This is a genomic window from Roseisalinus antarcticus (genome assembly GCF_900172355.1).
Taxonomy (GTDB): domain Bacteria; phylum Pseudomonadota; class Alphaproteobacteria; order Rhodobacterales; family Rhodobacteraceae; genus Oceanicola; species Oceanicola antarcticus_A.
Genome location: NZ_FWFZ01000019.1, coordinates 38,238 through 54,582, shown reverse-complemented (window position 1 = coordinate 54,582; position 16,345 = coordinate 38,238). Strand labels below are relative to the sequence as shown.

Here is a 16,345-nt window from a genome sequence, read left to right as displayed (position 1 = left end):
GAGCCGACCGCCATGTCCGAAGACCTCGATACCAATTACAGCCGCGCGGGCTATCACGCGCGTCAACGCTGGGGCACCCGGCCGGCTGTGCTGATGATCGACTTCGCCGTGGCCTATTTCGACGAGGGCTCGCCGCTCTACGGCGGCGAGGGCTGCCAGACCGCGCTCGACAACGCCGTGCGTCTGGCGGCCGGGGCGCGGGCGGCGGGCATCCCACTGATCTTCACGCAGGTGAAGTATCAGCCGGGCGGCGCGAACGGCGGCGCGTTCTATGCCAAGGTGCCGGCGCTGGCCTGTTTCGACGCGGGCGCCGAAACCCAGAAACTCGCCTCGCCGCTGACCTACGAGGCCGGCGACATCGTTATCGAAAAGCAGTATCCGTCGGGCTTCTTCGGCACGTCGCTGGCCGCGACGCTGCACTGGCTGAAGGTGGATACGTTGCTGCTGGCGGGGGTCACCACCTCGGGCTGCGTCCGCGCGACCTGCATCGACAGCATTTCCCACGGCCTCGTCACCCTCGTGGTCGAGGATGCCGTGGGTGACCGGGCCGACGGCCCGCACCAGGCGAACCTCTACGACATGAGCGCCAAGTACGCCGACCTACTGACCACCGACGCGGCGCTCGCCTACCTCAAAGAAACCAGCACGGGAGAGACCACATGAACCGCATCCTTCTGGCCCTCGGGGCCACAGCCCTCGCGGGGCCCGCCCTCGCCGACATGGAGGCCGCGCAGGCCCTGATCGACCAGTACAGCTCGGCCCCCACCTTCACCGCCCCCGGGCCCGCGTTCGACGCCAGGGCCTGCATGGCCGACAAGTCGATGTTCGTCATCCCGCTGACCAACGCCAACCCGTTCAACCAGGCGATCTCGGACGGCTTCGTGCAGGCGGCCGAGATCGTCGGCTTCGACCTGCGCGCCTGGGAGACGCAGATGGACCCGGCCGGCTGGATCCAGGGCATCAACACCGCCGTCGCCGAGGGCTACAGCCTGATCGACATGCAAGGCGGCCTGCCGCCCGAATTCCTGGTGCCGCAGATCACCGAGGCCCGCGATGCCGGCCTACTTGTGACGGCCACGCACAACTGGGACGCCACCACCCAGGAAATCCCCGATTTCATGGACGGTGCGGGCAACGTGGACTATGTCACGGTCGGTCAGATCATCGCCGCCTGGACCATGGTCCAGACCGTCGGACAGGTGAACGCGCTGGTCCTCGGCCCTGACGAGATCACGCCGACCGCGCCGCTGCGGGACTCGATCCTCGGCTATCTGGAAGAGAACTGCCCCGAGTGCACGACGCGTTACATCAACGTGCCGGTCAATGACTGGGCGACGCAGGGACAGGGCGCGGTGCAGAACGCGCTGCTTCAGGATCCGTCGATTAACTACGTCCTGCCGGTCTACGATTCCATGTCGCAGTTCATCGTGCCCGCGATCCAGATCGCCAGGTCCGACGCCAAGATCGTCAGCTACAACGGCACGCCCTTCGTGCTGGACATGATGCGCGACGGCGACATCGTCGAGATGAACGTGGGCGAGAGCCTCGGCTGGGTCGGCATGGCCGGCACCGACGCCAACATGCGCCTGCTCTGCGGCCTCGATCCGGTGACGACGCTGAACACGCCCGCCTTCATCTTCACCGATGAGAACGTCGAGACCGCGGGCATCCCCGCAACCTTCGACGACGGCTACGGCGACGTGCATATCGAGGGCTTCAAGGCGCTCTGGGGTATCGAGTGACCGCAGCCATGACCGGGGGCGGCGACACCGCCGCCCTCGACATCCAGCACCTGACCAAGCGGTTCGGCGGCGCCACCGCCCTTGATGACGTGTCTCTGACCGTCGCGCGGGGCGAGGTGCACGGGCTTCTTGGGTCCAACGGATCGGGCAAGTCCACGCTGATCAAGGTCCTCGCAGGGTTTCATACGCCCGAGCCGGGGGCGCAGGTGCGCCTTTACGGCCGTGCCGTGCCGCTGCCGATCCCCGGTGCGCGGGTGCGCGAGCTTGGTCTGGCCTTCGTTCACCAGCACCTCGGGCTGATCCCGTCGCTGTCGGTGACCGAGAACCTCAACCTCGGCGATCTGGCCACCGGGGCCAATTGGGCCATCGACTGGCGCGGCGCCCATCGCGAGGCCGCCGAGACCTTCGCCCGCTTCAACCTGTCCCTCGACCCCAGGGCCGAGGTCGGAACGCTGTCGGCCGTCCAGCAGGCGCTGCTGGCGATCGTGCGGGCCTACGTCGACCTGCAGAGGGCCGCCAAGGACCATGCCGACCGCCCGGGTGTGCTTGTGCTGGACGAACCCACGCCATTCCTGCCGCGCGCGGGCGTCGAGCAGCTCTTCGATCTCGTCCGCCGCTGCACCGCCACCGGCGCGTCGGTCGTCTTTGTCAGCCACGACGTGGACGAGGTGCGCGAGATCACCGACCGCGCCACCATCCTGCGCGACGGCCACCTGATCGACACCGTGGATACCGCGAGCACGTCGCACGACGCCTTTGTCGAACGCATCATCGGCCGCAGCCTGGACGACTACGGCGCCCGCACCGCCCACCCCAAGGAGACCGCCGCCGAAATCGAGGACCTCGCAGCACCGGGTCTCGGTCCCCTGAGCTTTTCCGTCGGCACCGGAGAGATCCTGGGCCTGACCGGCCTGATCGGATCGGGCGCCGACCGGGTGCCCGCGCTGCTCTATGGCGCGGCCAGGGCCGAGGGCGGCCGTCTGCGCCTGCACGGGCGCGGGACCCCCCTGCCCCTCATCGACCCGCAATCCGCCCTCGCCCGCGGCATCGCCTATCTGCCCGCCGACCGGCTGGGGCAGGCCGGTGTCGGCTCTCTTTCGGTCGGAGACAATGTCGCCATGCCGGTGTTCGAACGCCTTCGCAGCGCCTTCGGCCTGACCACCGCCGGTATTGACTCCCACGCCGGCCAGCTTGGCGCCGAGGCCGGGGTCAAGCCCAACCTGCCCGCGTTGCCGCTGTCGGCCCTGTCCGGCGGCAACGCGCAAAAGGCCCTGATGGCCAAGTGGTTACAGACGGACCCCCGGCTTCTTCTGCTGGACGAGCCGACCCAGGGCGTCGACGTGGGTGCGCGCCAGACGCTCTGGTCGATGCTCGACCGGGCGGCGGAGGGCGGCGCCGCCATCGTGATCGCTTCGACCGATTACGACCAGCTTGCCCAGATCTGCCACCGCGTGCTGATCTTCGCCCGGGGCGGCATCGTCGCCGAACTGACCGGCGAGCAGCTGACCAAGACCGACATCGCCGAGCATTGCTTCCGCTCCACCAGCCTTTCAGCCTGAGAGAGACCGCATGAGCCCTACGGACACACGCGCCGACATGGCCGATTACGACGCCCGGATCGCCGAGCTGGAGGCCAAGCTCGCCCGGCTCGAGGCAACGACCGAGACCCGCACGGCGCGAACCGGCACGGGCCTGAAGGACTGGGCGGAGCGTTACGGCCTGCTGGCGGCCTGGGTGCTGATCATCCTGATCCTGGGCGCCTTCCGGCCCGAGCAGATGTTTTCCTGGAACTCCTACGCCACGATGCTGGGGTCGAACGCGATGATCGTGGTGCTGACGCTGGCGCTGATCATCCCGCTGACCACCGGAGATTTCGACCTGAGCGTCGCCAGCGTGATGGCCATATCGTCCATGCTGATCGCGGTGCTGAACGTGCGGCTGGGCTATCCCATCGGGTCAGCGATGCTGATCGCGTTGATGGCGGGGGCGGCGATCGGTTTCATCAACGCGCTGTTCATCCTCTATTTCGGCATCCATTCCCTGATCGTCACGCTGGGGACAGGGTATTTCATCAACGGAGTAGTGCTCTGGATCTCGGGCGGCACACCGATCGCGGGGGTCTCGATGGACCTCGTCCGCGCGGTGATCCTGACGCGCTTTCTCGGCATCCCGGTGGGCTTCTACTACGCGCTCGCGCTGACGGCGGTGCTTTGGTACGTGTTCCAGCACACTGCCCTCGGGCGCCGCCTGCTGTTCGTCGGGCGCGGGCGCGAGGTCGCGCGGCTGTCGGGCGTGAACGTGAACCGGGTCCGCACCGGGGCGCTGGTGGCCTCTTCGACGCTCGCCGCTTTCGCGGGGATCCTCTACACCGGCATGCGCGGGGCGTCGGATCCGTCCTCGGCGCTGGCCTTTCTGCTGCCCGCCTTCGCGGCGGCGTTCCTCGGCTCCACCGCGATCTACCCGGGGCGTTTCAACGCGATCGGCGCCTTTGTCGCCGTGTTCTTCCTGTCGACCGGGATCATGGGGCTGAACTTCCTCGGTGTGGACAGTTTCGTTCAGAACCTGTTCTACGGCGGCGGTCTGGTCATCGCGGTCTCGATCAGCCAGCTTCTGCGCGGCCGCCGCCCGATGGATTGAGCGGCAAGGGCTGCATTCCGTCTGCATCGCGGACGGGCCGGCTTGAACTCGTGAGGTTGCGAAGCCGCCCCACGTCCCTCGCTGCCACCGGCTCGCGGCCCACCGGACCGCGAAAACCGGACCGGAATCCCGGTAACTGGAGCGGGAAAACTGGTGCTGTCGATGTGCAGCAACTATCTGTTTCTGCTTACCTTTCCCTGCCCTCTCCTGCCCACATCAACCTTGAAAACATGGCCTGACTGTGCAGCCGTGCCTTGTCGCCCCATCCATATCCGGCGACAGAAGGTGGACAGGCGGGTCGACAGCTACAGCCCGCCTGAACTGGCAAAGGGCAGGAGATGCGGGCACGAAATCGGCTTTCGTCGGTTTTCGTCCGGAACGTCCCGGCGGGCAAACACTGCGACAGCGCAGGCCTGTGGTTCATGCAGCGCGAGGATGGCGGCGGTCAATGGTTCTTGCATGCCGCCATTCACGGCAGGTGGCGTGAAATGGGCCGCGGCGGCTTTCCGGACGTGACGCTGGCGCAGGCCCGCGATGCTGCCGACCATTGGCGGGCCGTGGCGAAGGCGGGCCGCGATCCAAGCACATGAACGGTGCGGTCTTTCACATCGCAATGCCGAACCACAATCCGGTGGTGGTCGAAGCAGCGGCACGGGAGGATGGGTTTCTTGGGTTCGGCTTCTATCCGCGCTCGGGGTTCATGCATGTCTATCTTGGCCCAGCCCGCCAGGGGGGGCGTTTTCCCGGCCGGGCGACCGCATTCGCCGAGGACACGCCGCCCGTGCGCGAGGTTCTGGCTGAAAGCCGAACCTTGAACGGCGGGGCAGCAGCCGGTTTGGCGACAATGGGTGCAGCGGCCGAGAAGGTCGCACGGAGCGTCCTGGCCGAGACCCAGTCCGCCGTCCTGCCACTGGTGCCCTATCTCGATACGCTTCGCTGGGTCTTCATCGCCGTGGCGCCCGTTGGCATTGCGGTCACGATCTACGCCCGCCTCGATGATTGGCAGCGGGGGCAGCGATGATCGCCACCAGTCTCGGCGGGATCGTAGCCTTCCCATGGGCGAGGGCCGCATTGCGCTACGGCACGATTGCCATCGCCATCGCCCTGTTTCTTCTGTCTGCCCGCCGCTCGGGCGAACGCGCCTGTCGGATCGCTGAACGTCTGGACATTGCGGCGAAGGCCGACAAGATCCAACGCGGGATGCTGGAGGCAGCGGCTGGCCGTCCTCCTGATCGCAACGCGCTGGTTGACCGGCTGCGCAACGGCGCGTTTTTGAGGCGAAGGGCGTAGCGGCATGTCCACCGGTCGTGGAATACGGACGGGAGTCTAAGGCGAGGGCGGTTGAGGAATTGGCATTGCTGCCAGTGGAGTCGGCAATCGCGGGGATGTCGGCAGACTACGCTGTGATGCGGAAGGAGACCGGGCCCGTTGATCGAACCGCCACCAAGGGAGTCACTCAGGGCGAGGACTCATAGCCAGTCGATGACAGTTGCGGCCAGGGCGATGGCAGATAGGAAGACCTTCGGACATCGGTCGGATCGGGTTGCCACGCGTCGCCAGTCCTTGAGCCTGCCGAACATGATCTCGATCCGGTTGCGCCGTCCGTATCGACGCTTTTCGTACTGAACGCGTTTCCTGCGCTTTTTCCGGCCCGGGATGCAGGCGCGTATCCCTCTGCCTTTCAGCGCTTCCCCGAACCAGTCGGCGTCATGGCCGCGGTCCCCGCGCAGCCAATCGACCTCCGGCAGGCTGCTCAACATTGCCCGTGCGCCGATGTCGTCGCTGACCTGTCCGGCGGTGGCAAACAGGTTCAGAGGCCGGCGTTGGCGGTCGCAGATGGCGTGCAGCTTGGTGTTCATGCCGCCCCTGGTCCGGCCGATCAGGCGGCCACGCCCCCCTTTTTCTCGCCCAGGCTGGTCGCTGTTCGGTGCGCCTTGAGGCAAGTCGCGTCGATCATCACCGTCTTCGCCTCGCCACGCTCGGCAACCAGACCCGCCATCATCCGGACAAAAGACGCCCTGTTCGGGGCTGCACTCGATCCAGTGGCGCTTGCCCCTCACCTCCACCGCTTTCGGCGATTGCAGGGCGTCTTGTGCGGGCCATGGGCGGCGGGTGCATCACGCCGGCGTAAACCATTGCGATCTATGAAGACAATCCCACTCGAGACCCGCCGGCCATTGCCCCTTGGTCTACCGTGTGACGTCGGAGAGAAGGGCTCAATCTGCGCCATCTGCGCATCCGTCAGCCAGAAAAGATCAGACATGTTCACTGCTCGGTTTTCGAAGCGTGAATCACGCCAACATGACAAGATCGATGGGTCCTGACCCTGGACCGGGGATGCGCGCCGCGCTCCAAGGACTGACCCGCTTCATAGCGAAGCCCGAAGGTGCCAAGAACCGTTTTGTCGTTTTCCTGAGCATACAAGTCGCGCCCACGGGTTCAATGTATGCCATCGCCCGCGACGACGACACGACCGTCGGCATATTGCATTCGCGGTTCCACGAACTCTGGACGCTGCGCATGGACACGTTTCTCGGCGTGGGCAACGACCCTCGCTACACCCCGTCCACCACCTTCGAAACCTTCCCCTTCCGCGAGGGACTGACCCCGGACATTCCCTCCTCGGACCATGCCGACGACCCGCGTGCGCAGGCGATTGCCACGTTGGCGGCGCGGCTCAATGAATTGCGCGAAAACTGAATGAACCCGCCCGGCCTCGTGGACCGGGTTCCCGAGATGCTGCTACTGGCCCAGATGGCGGCGATCCATCAAGCGGTGATGATGCTCGCGCGGCACCTGAACCACGTCGAATCCATCCCGCAAAAGGACTGCGCCGAAAAGGCGCTGAACAAGACCGCTCGCACCTTCGCGGCGCAGATGGATACGCTCAAACGGTATCGCTCGAAGGGGCGACAGGTGATGCGCGTGTAACGTGTCACGGTCGAGGACGGCGGGCGGGCGATTGTCGGGACCATCGAAAAGCCGGGGGCGGGGCGGCGATGAAACCTGACGCCGACCCCATGCACCGTGCGAACGTCGCGCCCCGATGCACCGTGCGAACGTCGCGCCCCGATGCACCGCGAAATCGAAACGGACGGGCCAGCCCTGCCGCTCACCCGCCGTCGGTGGGCGGACAGTCTGCCGGATGCACGCTGCAGGCGGTGGCGCACGACCGGGGCCAGCGACTCCGGGCTGGACAGACGGCGGCGGAAGTGGCGAGGCCGTAGAGGTGCGAAAGCCGGCAAATGCCCCTGGCCGCGAGGTCCGCAAGCTGGCCGCAGCGCCAGGCGAATAGCCCGCCTGTCAGAGCGCAAAGGTGGATATTCGGGGGACACGCTGGCGTCTCTTTGGAATCAAGCAAAGTAAATCAATGCTTTATTCCTAGAGAATGGTGCGGTCGAGAAGACTCGAACTTCCACGGGTGTTACCCCACAGCGACCTCAACGCTGCGCGTCTACCAATTCCGCCACGACCGCACTGTCTAGGCTTGGTGGCGGGGTCTCTAGCTTCTCGCCGAGGGAATGTGAAGGGCAAAATTTCAGGATTCTTTCGTGCCTCGGATCAGGGGCTGCAAACCCCGGCCCGCTTGTCTCTCAGGGCGGGGGAGGACTATCCTGCCGGTGGTGCAAAAGGACAGAGTCATGACGGACCGCTCACCCCATTTCGACGACGCCCATGGTTGAGTGGATCACCTCGTCCGCGCCGGTGCCCTATGACGAGGCCACCGCCCGCATGGAGGCCCGCGCCGAGGCGATCCGCGCCGGAACCGAGGACGAGGCGATCTGGCTGCTGGAGCATCCGCCGCTCTATACCGCCGGGACCTCGGCCGATCCGCGCGACCTGACCGATCCGGAGAGGTTTCCCGTCCACCCGACCAAGCGCGGCGGGCAATATACCTATCACGGGCCGGGCCAGCGGGTGGCCTATGTGATGCTCGACGTGGCTGCGCGGGGCCGCGATGTGCGCGGCTTCGTCCGCAACCTCGAATCCTGGATCATCGCGACCCTGGCCGAGTTCAACGTCAGGGGAGAACGCCGGGACGGCCGTGTCGGCGTCTGGGTCGTGCGCCACGACAAGCCGCTCACCGCGGCGGGCCTGGCCCCCGAGGACAAGATCGCGGCGCTGGGGATCCGGCTGCGCAAATGGGTCTCGTTCCACGGCCTGTCGATCAACGTTGACCCCGACCTGGAGCATTTCTCCGGGATCGTGCCTTGCGGCATCTCCGAGCACGGGGTCACCTCCCTGGTCGATCTCGGCCTGCCGGTCACGCTCACGGATGTGGACGTGGCCCTCAAGCGGACTTTCCCGCTGCACATGCCCGCGCCCACCCCCGACCCGGTGCGGGGCGCCTGAAAACCCGCGCCGATTTGACAAGGATCAAGGTGGGCGGGCTTTGCCGTTGGTAAGACGCCTCAGGGAGCGAGGCGGCGGCCCTGCCCAGCGCGTGCGAGAGCATGCGCCGGGGCCGCCTGCGCCAAACTGCCCCAACCCATTTTCCCCAAGCGTTATTGCCCCCTCACCGCGCTGCCTTTAGAACACCGTCAATGGCCATGGCCTGGCGACTCGTGCGCAAGGGCCATGGCGTCACAGAATCTTGGGGAGAGCCACATGGCAGACGCAGCCATCCACGGCCATGAACACGAAGACAACCGCGGCTTTTTCACCCGCTGGTTCATGTCCACGAACCACAAGGACATCGGGATCCTGTATCTCTTTGTGTCCGGTTTCGTCGGCTTCATCGCCGTGGCCTTCACGGTCTACATGCGGATGGAACTGATGAACCCCGGGGTGCAGTACATGTGCCTTGAAGGGGCGCGCTTCCTGCCCGCCGCCCCGTCGGAATGCACCCCGAACGGTCACCTGTGGAACGTGCTCATCACCTACCACGGCGTGCTGATGATGTTCTTCGTCGTGATCCCCGCGCTCTTCGGCGGTTTCGGCAACTATTTCATGCCGTTGCAGATCGGTGCGCCGGACATGGCGTTCCCGCGGATGAACAACCTCAGCTTCTGGATGTATGTCGCGGGCGTGGGCCTCGGCGTCGCGTCCATGCTGTCGCCCGGCGGCAACGGGCAGCTGGGCTCGGGCGTGGGCTGGGTGCTCTATCCGCCGCTCTCGACCTCCGAGGCGGGGATGTCGATGGATCTCGCGATCTTCGCCGTGCACGTCTCGGGCGCCTCGTCGATCCTCGGCGCGATCAACATGATCACGACCTTCCTCAACATGCGCGCCCCGGGCATGACGCTGCACAAGGTGCCGCTCTTCGCCTGGTCGATCTTCGTGACCGCCTGGCTGATCCTTCTGGCCCTGCCCGTGCTGGCCGGCGCCATCACCATGCTGCTGACCGACCGGAACTTCGGCACCACCTTCTTCCAGCCTGCGGGCGGCGGGGACCCGATCCTCTACCAACACATCCTGTGGTTCTTCGGTCACCCCGAGGTCTACATCATCATCGTGCCGGCCTTCGGGATCATCAGCCACGTCATCGCGACCTTCTCGAAGAAGCCGATCTTCGGCTACCTGCCCATGGTCTACGCCATGGTCGCCATCGGCGCCCTGGGCTTCGTCGTCTGGGCGCACCACATGTACACGGTCGGCATGTCCCTGACCCAGCAGAGCTACTTCATGCTGGCCACCATGGTCATCGCGGTGCCGACGGGGGTGAAGATCTTCTCGTGGATCGCGACCATGTGGGGCGGCTCGGTTGAGTTCAAGACACCCATGATGTGGGCCTTCGGCTTCCTGTTCCTGTTCACCGTCGGCGGCGTCACCGGGATCGTCCTGAGCCAGGCCGGCATCGACCGCGCCTATCATGACACCTACTATGTCGTGGCGCACTTCCACTACGTGATGAGCCTCGGTGCCGTCTTCGGCATCTTCGCCGGGATCTACTTCTACCTGCCCAAGATGTCGGGCCGGATGATCCCGGAATGGGCCGGTCACCTGCACTTCTGGACGATGTTCATCGGCGCCAACCTGACCTTCTTCCCCCAGCACTTCCTGGGCCGTCAGGGCATGCCCCGCCGCTACATCGACTATCCGGAGGCCTTCGCGACCTGGAACATGGTCAGCTCCATCGGCGCGTTTCTCGCCTTCGCCTCGTTCCTGTTCTTCATCGTGATGCTGTTCAAGACGCTGCTGGCGCCGAAGAACGCCACCGAGGCGAACCCCTGGAACGAGTGGGCGGACACGCTGGAATGGACCCTGCCCTCGCCGCCGCCCGAGCACACGTTCGAGACGCTGCCGAAGCAGAGTGACTGGGACAAGGGTCACGCCCACTGACCCGCGAGCACTGACCCGCGAGCACTGACCTGCGCCCGCGACCGCTGGCCCAGGCCAGACGGGTCACCGCAGACCGAAAGGGGCCCCGGAGAGATCCGGGGCCCCTTTTGCTTGGGAGGCCGGATGGGGCCCCGAAGGCCGGGCCGCTCAGCCCGGCCCGGCGCTCGCCCGGTCCCGCGTCACCGCCATGAAGAAGAAGTCGAGCATCGCGCCCAGGGCCTGCGGGTGCCGTTGCAACCGGCTGCGCAGGGCCGCGCCTTCCCAGCAATCCACCAGCCGGTCCGCCACCTCGCGCACGTCGCTGTCGGGGGGGATGTCGCCGCTCTGCCGGGCCTCTTCGAGGCAGGCCGCCATCCGCTCGGAGATGTAGCCCAGGCAACCGTCGATCCGGGTGCGGAACACCTCGCTGACCCCAGATAATTCCTGCCCCAGCCCACCGATCAGGCAGCCCAGATAGCCCTCTTCCCGATAGGCCGCCTGCGTCATCTCGAAGAAGTCGCGCACCCGCGACAGCGGCGGCCGTGCCCGGTCGGACAGGCAATGGTCGAGCCCGGCATGGACCTGCGCCATGTAGCCGTCCACGACCTGAAGCGCGAAATCCTCCTTGTCCCGGAAGTGATGGTAGAACGATCCCTTGGGCAGCCGGGTCTCCGCCAGGATGGCCTGCACCCCGAGGTCGTTGTAGCCATGCCTGAGAAGCAGCCGCAGCCCGGCGTCGATCAACCGTTGCTTGGTCGCGTGAATGGCCGGAGCATTGTCTGTCATCTTGCCTTTCGCGGTCGGTCGCTGGCCGGGCCGGGCGCGGCGCGTCAGCCCTTGGTCATCTCGATCATATGATCGATGACCTGTCCATGCTCGTGCTGCGGGCTGAACATGATGATTTCGGCATCCGCCTCCACCCTCACGTTGTGGCCCGGCGGCCAATAGAACAGGTCCCTTGCCGTAACCGTTTCCTCGCGGCCCTCCGCGTCGGTCGTCGTTAGACGCCCCTCGAGAACGTAGCCCCAATGGGGGGATTGGCACAAGTTGCCCTCCAGCCCTTGGAACAACGGCGCGGTGTCGACGCCCGCGGACAGGCTGAAGTACTCGCCGCTAATCTTGCCGAGCCCGGTCGCATCCCCGAAATCCTTTTTCTGACGAACGACCGCTCCGGGAATCTGCATCTTGATGTCGACTGCTTCTCTGGCGACGCGCATGGCCCCACCTCCCTGTGGATTGCGAAAATTAGACCGATCGGTCTAGATCATGCTACGCCTCGGAAAATCACGCTGTCAATGATGTTGACCAGGCCGCGCACGTCAACACGACGGCCTCTTCCGAAGATATGTCGACATTTTGCGCAAATATTCCGTGCTTTTCACCGCCGGCAGGCAACGGTGCCCTGCGCCCCGGGGTGCCCCGCCCGCAGGACCCGATCGGCTCGCGCGGGGTCGGCGCAATCTCTCGGGCCGCGACCGCCCCGCGAATCCGCCTCTGTGAAACGCCGTGCCCCTGTGCTAACGGCTGCGCACCTCAATCCAAGGACTCCGATATGCGCCCCCTTACCGATGCGGGCCAACGCCTCGTCGCAGATACCGCAAGCCGCCACGGGCTTTCCGAAGAGACCGTGGTCCGGATGCTCACCGCCCTGATCAACGGCGGCGGCACTCAGGCCCAGTTCAACATCCCCGAGCTTGGCGGTATGGGCCAATGGTCCAGGGGCGGAATGACCATGGTCGGGGACATGTTCAACAACGGGCTCAAGGCCCGGGTCGATGCCCTGTGCGCCGATCTGGCGCAATCGCTCGGGGGCGACGCGATCTTTGCCCCGGCGCCCGCGTCGCAATCCCAATACCAGGGTGACGGCGCGGCGGGACCGACCGGCGGGTCGAGCTTCTTTGCCCCCGACCCGTCGCACGACTGGCCGGCCGAGCTCGGTCAGCCCGCGAGCCAGGGTGCGCAGAACGACATGCGCTATGCCTTCTTTCCCTCCACGCGACGGCTCGCGATTTCGGTCGGCGGCAAGACCACGGTCCATGACACCGGCGACCACCGGATCGGCGGCTTCGGCCAGGCCCAGGGCGGCACGCAAAGCCTGACCTTCAGCAGCCAATACGGGACATTTCAGGTCGCGGACCTGCCGCGCGTGGACATGTCCGGCAACGCCGCGCCCGAGCCGGCCGAGCCCGCCGGGGCCAATCCGACCTCCCCGCCGGCGGCCGCGCCACAAGAGCCGCCCCCGCCGCAGAACGCCACCGAGACCGCACCGATGTCGGACGAGCAGATCTTTGCCCGTCTCGAAAAGCTGGCCGACCTGCGGGATCGCGGCATTCTGGAGCCCGAGGAGTTCGCCGCAAAGAAGGCAGAGCTTCTGGCCCGTCTCTGAGGCCTGCGACACCGGGAATCGGTTTACCCCGCGCCCGGCTGCGCTAACCTTTCGACATGCCGTATGAATGGATGACACCTCCCCCCGGGGACGACGCCCCAAGCGCCGAATTGCACCTCTGGCCCTACCGCTCGCTGCCGCGGAAAGGGATGGCGGTCTTTCTGGGGATCACGCTGGGCCTCATCGCGATGCCGCTCTTGGCGGTCGTGGGCTCGCCGGTGCTGTGGGGGCTGTTGCCGTTCCTGGCCATCGCGATTTTCGGGGTCTGGTGGGCGATCGAGCGCAGCTACAGCGACGGCTCGGTGCTTGAGGAACTGCGCCTCTGGCCCGACCGCGTGGCCCTGACCCGCCATAACCCCCGCAGCCCCCGCCAGGATTGGGAGGCCAACCCCTATTGGGTCGACATCCGGCTGCACCCCAAAGGCGGCCCGGTCGAGGAGTATCTGACGCTGAAGGGCAACGGGCGCGAGGTGGAGCTTGGCGCCTTCCTGGTCGCCGAGGAACGCAAGGCGCTGCATGCCGACCTGTCGGACCGGCTTCGCGCCCTGACGTCGCGCCCATGAGCCAGCGCAGGGCCACGCCGAAACTGCGCCGCGCGACAAACCTGCTGCGGGCGGCCCTCGGCCTGCCCTTGCCCGCCGGTCTGTCAGCGTCGGAACGCGCGGCGCTGGCCCTGCGCCGCACCCGGCCCGCCGCGCCGCCGCAAGATCCCACGGTGGTGTTCCTCATTCCGCTCGTCGGCCGGCAGCACGTGACGGACCACGCCGCGGTGACGGCCCGGCTGCTGGGCACGCTCGCCAGCTTTCGCGCCCAGACCGACCCGCAATGGCGCGCCATCGTCTGCTCGCAAGAGGATCCCGGCCTGCCCGAGGATCACCGCATCACCTTCCTGCCCTTCACCTCTCCGGTGGATGGCAACGACAAGTGGGACAAGCTTGCCCATCTCGCGACCCATCTTCCGGAATTCGGCGGGGACGCGGGCTATGCCATGCCGTTCGACGCCGATGACCTGCTGCATCCAGGCGCCGTGGCCGAGATGCGGCGGGGCGGGGCGCCCGGCGGCTATCTGGTGCGGACCGGCTATGTCCGGGACGTGGGCACCGGCGACATCGCGCTGGCCGGGCCGCGCAGCCTCGCCCAGCCCTTGCGCAAGCCGTTCTGGAAGCTCTGCGGCAGTTGCGCTGCCTTCGCCTTCGACACCACGCGCGACCGGATGGATGCCGAGTTCATCGCCGCGGCAACCCGGCACGAACACCGGATGTTTCCCTATCTGGCGGCACTCGCCGGGCGCAGGCTCACGGTCCTGTCCCGGCCCTCGGTCCTCTATGAGCTGAACCACGGCGAGAACTTCGGCGCCCGGCGCGGGCGGGTGTCGTTCAAGACGCGTTTCGTCCAGCGTTACAAGGTCGCGGACCCCGCCGCGGTCGCCGGGATCGAGAGCGAATTCGCACTGGGCAGGCGGACCGGCTGAGGGATCAGCCGGTCAGCTTGTTCTTGACCATGGGGCCAACCTTGCCGAAGTCGAGCTGCCCGGTGTGCCGCGCCTTCAGCTCGGCCATGACCTTGCCCATGTCGCGGATCGACGAGGCGCCGGTGTCCGCGATGGCCCGGTCGAGCGCGGCCTCGGTCTCCGCCTCGTCAAGCTGGCGGGGCAGGAATTCGCCGATCACGACGATTTCGGCCAGCTCCCGTTCGGCGAGGTCGAGCCGTCCGCCCTCCTCGTAGGCGCGGGCACTTTCCTGGCGCTGCTTGACCATCTTGCCGAGAATGCCCAGCACCTCGTCATCGCTCACACCCTCGGCGCCGCCTTCTTCCCCGGTCCGGGCGGCGATGTCGCGGTCCTTGATCGCCGCATTGATCAGCCGCAAGGTCGAGAGGCGCTCGGCCTCGCGCGATTTCATTGCATCCTTGAGGGCCGAATTGACCCTGCTGCGCAGTCCCATCCGCTGGTATTCCTTTGGCTTCTGTGCGCCCGTCCGCGCTGTCTCCGGTCTCACATCATAATTCCGCCCGCCGGCATAGACAACCATGACCGCCGCCACGTCAGCCCGCTTGACCCTGCCCCCGCTGCCCCGTAGATCAGCCAAGATTTGTTGCCCCCCTGCCCGCCCCGCCGGCGGCCATCCGAGGAGCCGAGAATGCCCGACATCCCCCAGCGGCCCACTGCCTGCCTTGCCCTCGCGGACGGGACGCTGTTCTACGGCCGCGGCTTCGGTGCGCCGGGCCAGACCACGGCAGAGCTCTGCTTCAACACGGCCATGACCGGCTATCAGGAGATCATGACCGACCCGTCCTATGCGGGGCAGGTCGTGACCTTCACGTTTCCCCACGTGGGCAATGTCGGCGTGAACCCCGAGGATGACGAGACCGCGGACCCGGTCGCGGCCGGCATGGTCGTCAAGTGGGACCCGACCGAGCCCTCGAACTGGCGCGCGGCCGAGGCGCTCTCGCCCTGGCTGGAGCGGCGCGGGCGGATCGGGATCGGCGGGCTGGACACGCGGCGCCTGACACGGGCGATCCGCCAGCAGGGGGCGCCCCACGTGGCGCTGGCCCATGACCCCGAGGGCAATTTCGACATCAGTGCCCTGGTGCAGGCCGCCCGGGCGTTCAAGGGGCTGGTGGGCGTGGACCTCGCCCGCGAGGTGACCTGCGCCCAATCCTATCGCTGGGACGAGACGCGGTGGTCCTGGCCCGAGGGCTTCGGCCGCCTGACCGCCCCCCGGCACAAGGTCGTCGCCGTGGACTACGGCGCGAAACGGAACATCCTGCGGTGCCTGGCCAGCACCGGCTGCGATGTCACCGTGCTGCCGGCGAGCGCCACCGCCGCCGACGTTCTGGCCCAGTCGCCCGACGGGCTGTTCCTGTCGAACGGGCCCGGCGATCCGGCCGCAACCGGCATCTATGCCGTGCCGATGATCCGCGAGATCCTGAACGAGACCGCCCTGCCGATCTTCGGCATCTGCCTGGGGCACCAGATGCTGGCGCGGGCGCTCGGCGCCCATACGATCAAGATGAACCACGGCCACCACGGCGCCAATCATCCGGTCAAGGACCTGGAGACCGGCAAGGTCGAGATCACCTCGATGAACCACGGCTTCACCGTGGACAGCCAGACCCTGCCCGAGGGCGTCATGCAGACCCACATCAGCCTGTTCGACGGGTCGAACTGCGGCATCCGGATGACCGACCGCCCGGTGTTCTCGGTCCAGTATCACCCCGAGGCGAGCCCCGGCCCGCAGGACAGCGCCTATCTGTTCGACCGCTTTGCCGCCGCGATGGCCGGCCGCGACGTCACCGCGGAGCAGCCGATTTAACCCTC

Annotated in this window: 18 protein-coding genes, 1 tRNA gene and 1 pseudogene; 15 read left to right on the top strand and 5 right to left on the bottom strand. The window is 66.7% G+C overall.

All coding sequences use genetic code 11. The annotated features are described in order from the left end of the window. Positions 1 to 12 precede the first annotated feature (12 nt). The 7 genes from ROA7023_RS15740 (at position 13) to ROA7023_RS15715 (ending at position 5,669) form a co-directional block, all read left to right on the top strand. The gene (locus ROA7023_RS15740; protein WP_085879996.1) at positions 13 to 663 is read left to right on the top strand and encodes an isochorismatase family protein; all 651 of its coding nucleotides are present in this window, start codon (positions 13 to 15) and stop codon (positions 661 to 663) included. Beyond that, positions 660 to 1,742: a sugar ABC transporter substrate-binding protein gene (locus tag ROA7023_RS15735; RefSeq protein WP_085879995.1), complete on the top strand. Its 1,083-nt coding sequence runs from the start codon at positions 660 to 662 to the stop codon at positions 1,740 to 1,742. The genes ROA7023_RS15740 and ROA7023_RS15735 overlap by 4 nt, the downstream gene beginning before the upstream one ends. Beyond that, positions 1,739 to 3,301, top strand: coding sequence for a sugar ABC transporter ATP-binding protein (locus tag ROA7023_RS15730; RefSeq protein ID WP_143535590.1), 1,563 nt, complete (start codon positions 1,739 to 1,741; stop codon positions 3,299 to 3,301). The genes ROA7023_RS15735 and ROA7023_RS15730 overlap by 4 nt, the downstream gene beginning before the upstream one ends. A gap of 10 nt (positions 3,302 to 3,311) precedes the next feature. Beyond that, positions 3,312 to 4,379 (top strand): ABC transporter permease, encoded by a 1,068-nt coding sequence (locus ROA7023_RS15725; protein WP_234992262.1) that lies wholly within the window; start codon positions 3,312 to 3,314, stop codon positions 4,377 to 4,379. 338 nt (positions 4,380 to 4,717) lie between these two features. Further along, complete coding sequence (locus tag ROA7023_RS23900) at positions 4,718 to 4,969, top strand: Arm DNA-binding domain-containing protein (RefSeq protein ID WP_143535589.1); 252 nt, start codon at positions 4,718 to 4,720, stop codon at positions 4,967 to 4,969. Further along, a complete protein-coding gene (locus ROA7023_RS23895; RefSeq protein WP_143535588.1) occupies positions 4,966 to 5,400 on the top strand; it encodes a peptidase M15 in 435 nt (144 codons plus the stop codon). The genes ROA7023_RS23900 and ROA7023_RS23895 overlap by 4 nt, the downstream gene beginning before the upstream one ends. Continuing rightward, positions 5,397 to 5,669 (top strand): hypothetical protein, encoded by a 273-nt coding sequence (locus ROA7023_RS15715; RefSeq protein WP_085879992.1) that lies wholly within the window; start codon positions 5,397 to 5,399, stop codon positions 5,667 to 5,669. The genes ROA7023_RS23895 and ROA7023_RS15715 overlap by 4 nt, the downstream gene beginning before the upstream one ends. Before the next feature lie 179 nt (positions 5,670 to 5,848). On the opposite strand, the pseudogene ROA7023_RS15710 reads toward ROA7023_RS15715, so the two are convergent. Beyond that, positions 5,849 to 6,642 (bottom strand): annotated as a pseudogene (locus ROA7023_RS15710) (IS5 family transposase). A gap of 74 nt (positions 6,643 to 6,716) precedes the next feature. Between ROA7023_RS15710 and ROA7023_RS15705 the strand changes: the two are divergent. Next, entirely contained in the window at positions 6,717 to 7,079 is a 363-nt protein-coding gene (locus ROA7023_RS15705) for a class I SAM-dependent DNA methyltransferase (protein ID WP_143535587.1), read from the top strand. Further along, a complete protein-coding gene (locus ROA7023_RS15700; protein ID WP_085879990.1) occupies positions 7,080 to 7,310 on the top strand; it encodes a hypothetical protein in 231 nt (76 codons plus the stop codon). A 458-nt stretch (positions 7,311 to 7,768) separates the two neighbouring features. On the opposite strand, the gene ROA7023_RS15695 is transcribed toward ROA7023_RS15700, so the two are convergent. Next, a tRNA-Leu gene (locus tag ROA7023_RS15695) sits at positions 7,769 to 7,855 on the bottom strand. A 199-nt stretch (positions 7,856 to 8,054) separates the two neighbouring features. Between ROA7023_RS15695 and lipB the strand changes: the two genes are divergently transcribed. Both lipB and ctaD read left to right on the top strand, forming a co-directional pair. Next, a complete protein-coding gene (lipB, locus tag ROA7023_RS15690; RefSeq protein ID WP_085879989.1) occupies positions 8,055 to 8,732 on the top strand; it encodes a lipoyl(octanoyl) transferase LipB in 678 nt (225 codons plus the stop codon). A gap of 255 nt (positions 8,733 to 8,987) precedes the next feature. Next, positions 8,988 to 10,661, top strand: a complete 1,674-nt coding sequence (ctaD, locus tag ROA7023_RS15685; RefSeq protein WP_085879988.1) for a cytochrome c oxidase subunit I — start codon at positions 8,988 to 8,990, stop codon at positions 10,659 to 10,661. A gap of 147 nt (positions 10,662 to 10,808) precedes the next feature. On the opposite strand, the gene ROA7023_RS15680 is transcribed toward ctaD, so the two are convergent. Together ROA7023_RS15680 and ROA7023_RS15675 are read right to left on the bottom strand one after the other, a co-directional pair. After that, positions 10,809 to 11,426: a TetR/AcrR family transcriptional regulator gene (locus tag ROA7023_RS15680; RefSeq protein WP_085879987.1), complete on the bottom strand. Its 618-nt coding sequence runs from the start codon at positions 11,424 to 11,426 to the stop codon at positions 10,809 to 10,811. Between the two features lie 44 nt (positions 11,427 to 11,470). Further along, positions 11,471 to 11,857 (bottom strand): cupin domain-containing protein, encoded by a 387-nt coding sequence (locus ROA7023_RS15675; protein ID WP_085879986.1) that lies wholly within the window; start codon positions 11,855 to 11,857, stop codon positions 11,471 to 11,473. Positions 11,858 to 12,192: 335 nt separating this feature from the next. Here ROA7023_RS15675 and ROA7023_RS15670 point away from each other — a divergent pair, with 335 nt between their 5' ends. Genes ROA7023_RS15670 through ROA7023_RS15660 form a run of 3 tightly spaced genes read left to right on the top strand, consistent with a single transcriptional unit; the run spans position 12,193 to position 14,497 of the window. Then, on the top strand, positions 12,193 to 13,026 hold the full coding sequence (locus ROA7023_RS15670) for an SHOCT domain-containing protein (protein ID WP_085879985.1): 834 nt from the start codon (positions 12,193 to 12,195) through the stop codon (positions 13,024 to 13,026). Positions 13,027 to 13,082: 56 nt separating this feature from the next. Then, positions 13,083 to 13,589 (top strand): DUF2244 domain-containing protein, encoded by a 507-nt coding sequence (locus ROA7023_RS15665; RefSeq protein WP_085879984.1) that lies wholly within the window; start codon positions 13,083 to 13,085, stop codon positions 13,587 to 13,589. Next, a complete protein-coding gene (locus tag ROA7023_RS15660; RefSeq protein ID WP_085879983.1) occupies positions 13,586 to 14,497 on the top strand; it encodes a hypothetical protein in 912 nt (303 codons plus the stop codon). Before ROA7023_RS15665 ends, ROA7023_RS15660 begins: the two co-directional genes overlap by 4 nt. A gap of 4 nt (positions 14,498 to 14,501) precedes the next feature. Here ROA7023_RS15660 and ROA7023_RS15655 read toward each other — a convergent pair whose 3' ends face one another. Continuing rightward, on the bottom strand, positions 14,502 to 14,969 hold the full coding sequence (locus tag ROA7023_RS15655; RefSeq protein WP_085879982.1) for a GatB/YqeY domain-containing protein: 468 nt from the start codon (positions 14,967 to 14,969) through the stop codon (positions 14,502 to 14,504). A 195-nt stretch (positions 14,970 to 15,164) separates the two neighbouring features. Between ROA7023_RS15655 and carA the strand changes: the two genes are divergently transcribed. Continuing rightward, a complete protein-coding gene (gene carA, locus ROA7023_RS15650) occupies positions 15,165 to 16,340 on the top strand; it encodes a glutamine-hydrolyzing carbamoyl-phosphate synthase small subunit (RefSeq protein WP_085879981.1) in 1,176 nt (391 codons plus the stop codon). Positions 16,341 to 16,345: the final 5 nt, after the last annotated feature.

What these genes read in the sequence shown, in the direction of transcription:
- ROA7023_RS15740 (WP_085879996.1), top strand. Translation starts at nt 13, where the DNA reads ATGTCCGAAGACCTCGATACCAATTACAGCCGCGCGGGCTATCACGCG.
- ROA7023_RS15735 (WP_085879995.1), top strand. Translation starts at nt 660, where the DNA reads ATGAACCGCATCCTTCTGGCCCTCGGGGCCACAGCCCTCGCGGGGCCC.
- ROA7023_RS15725 (WP_234992262.1), top strand. Translation starts at nt 3,312, where the DNA reads ATGAGCCCTACGGACACACGCGCCGACATGGCCGATTACGACGCCCGG.
- ROA7023_RS23900 (WP_143535589.1), top strand. Translation starts at nt 4,718, where the DNA reads ATGCGGGCACGAAATCGGCTTTCGTCGGTTTTCGTCCGGAACGTCCCG.
- ROA7023_RS23895 (WP_143535588.1), top strand. Translation starts at nt 4,966, where the DNA reads ATGAACGGTGCGGTCTTTCACATCGCAATGCCGAACCACAATCCGGTG.
- ROA7023_RS15715 (WP_085879992.1), top strand. Translation starts at nt 5,397, where the DNA reads ATGATCGCCACCAGTCTCGGCGGGATCGTAGCCTTCCCATGGGCGAGG.
- ROA7023_RS15705 (WP_143535587.1), top strand. Translation starts at nt 6,717, where the DNA reads ATGCGCGCCGCGCTCCAAGGACTGACCCGCTTCATAGCGAAGCCCGAA.
- ROA7023_RS15700 (WP_085879990.1), top strand. Translation starts at nt 7,080, where the DNA reads ATGAACCCGCCCGGCCTCGTGGACCGGGTTCCCGAGATGCTGCTACTG.
- lipB (WP_085879989.1), top strand. Translation starts at nt 8,055, where the DNA reads ATGGTTGAGTGGATCACCTCGTCCGCGCCGGTGCCCTATGACGAGGCC.
- ctaD (WP_085879988.1), top strand. Translation starts at nt 8,988, where the DNA reads ATGGCAGACGCAGCCATCCACGGCCATGAACACGAAGACAACCGCGGC.
- ROA7023_RS15680 (WP_085879987.1), bottom strand. Translation starts at nt 11,426, where the DNA reads ATGACAGACAATGCTCCGGCCATTCACGCGACCAAGCAACGGTTGATC.
- ROA7023_RS15675 (WP_085879986.1), bottom strand. Translation starts at nt 11,857, where the DNA reads ATGCGCGTCGCCAGAGAAGCAGTCGACATCAAGATGCAGATTCCCGGA.
- ROA7023_RS15670 (WP_085879985.1), top strand. Translation starts at nt 12,193, where the DNA reads ATGCGCCCCCTTACCGATGCGGGCCAACGCCTCGTCGCAGATACCGCA.
- ROA7023_RS15665 (WP_085879984.1), top strand. Translation starts at nt 13,083, where the DNA reads ATGCCGTATGAATGGATGACACCTCCCCCCGGGGACGACGCCCCAAGC.
- ROA7023_RS15660 (WP_085879983.1), top strand. Translation starts at nt 13,586, where the DNA reads ATGAGCCAGCGCAGGGCCACGCCGAAACTGCGCCGCGCGACAAACCTG.
- ROA7023_RS15655 (WP_085879982.1), bottom strand. Translation starts at nt 14,969, where the DNA reads ATGGGACTGCGCAGCAGGGTCAATTCGGCCCTCAAGGATGCAATGAAA.
- carA (WP_085879981.1), top strand. Translation starts at nt 15,165, where the DNA reads ATGCCCGACATCCCCCAGCGGCCCACTGCCTGCCTTGCCCTCGCGGAC.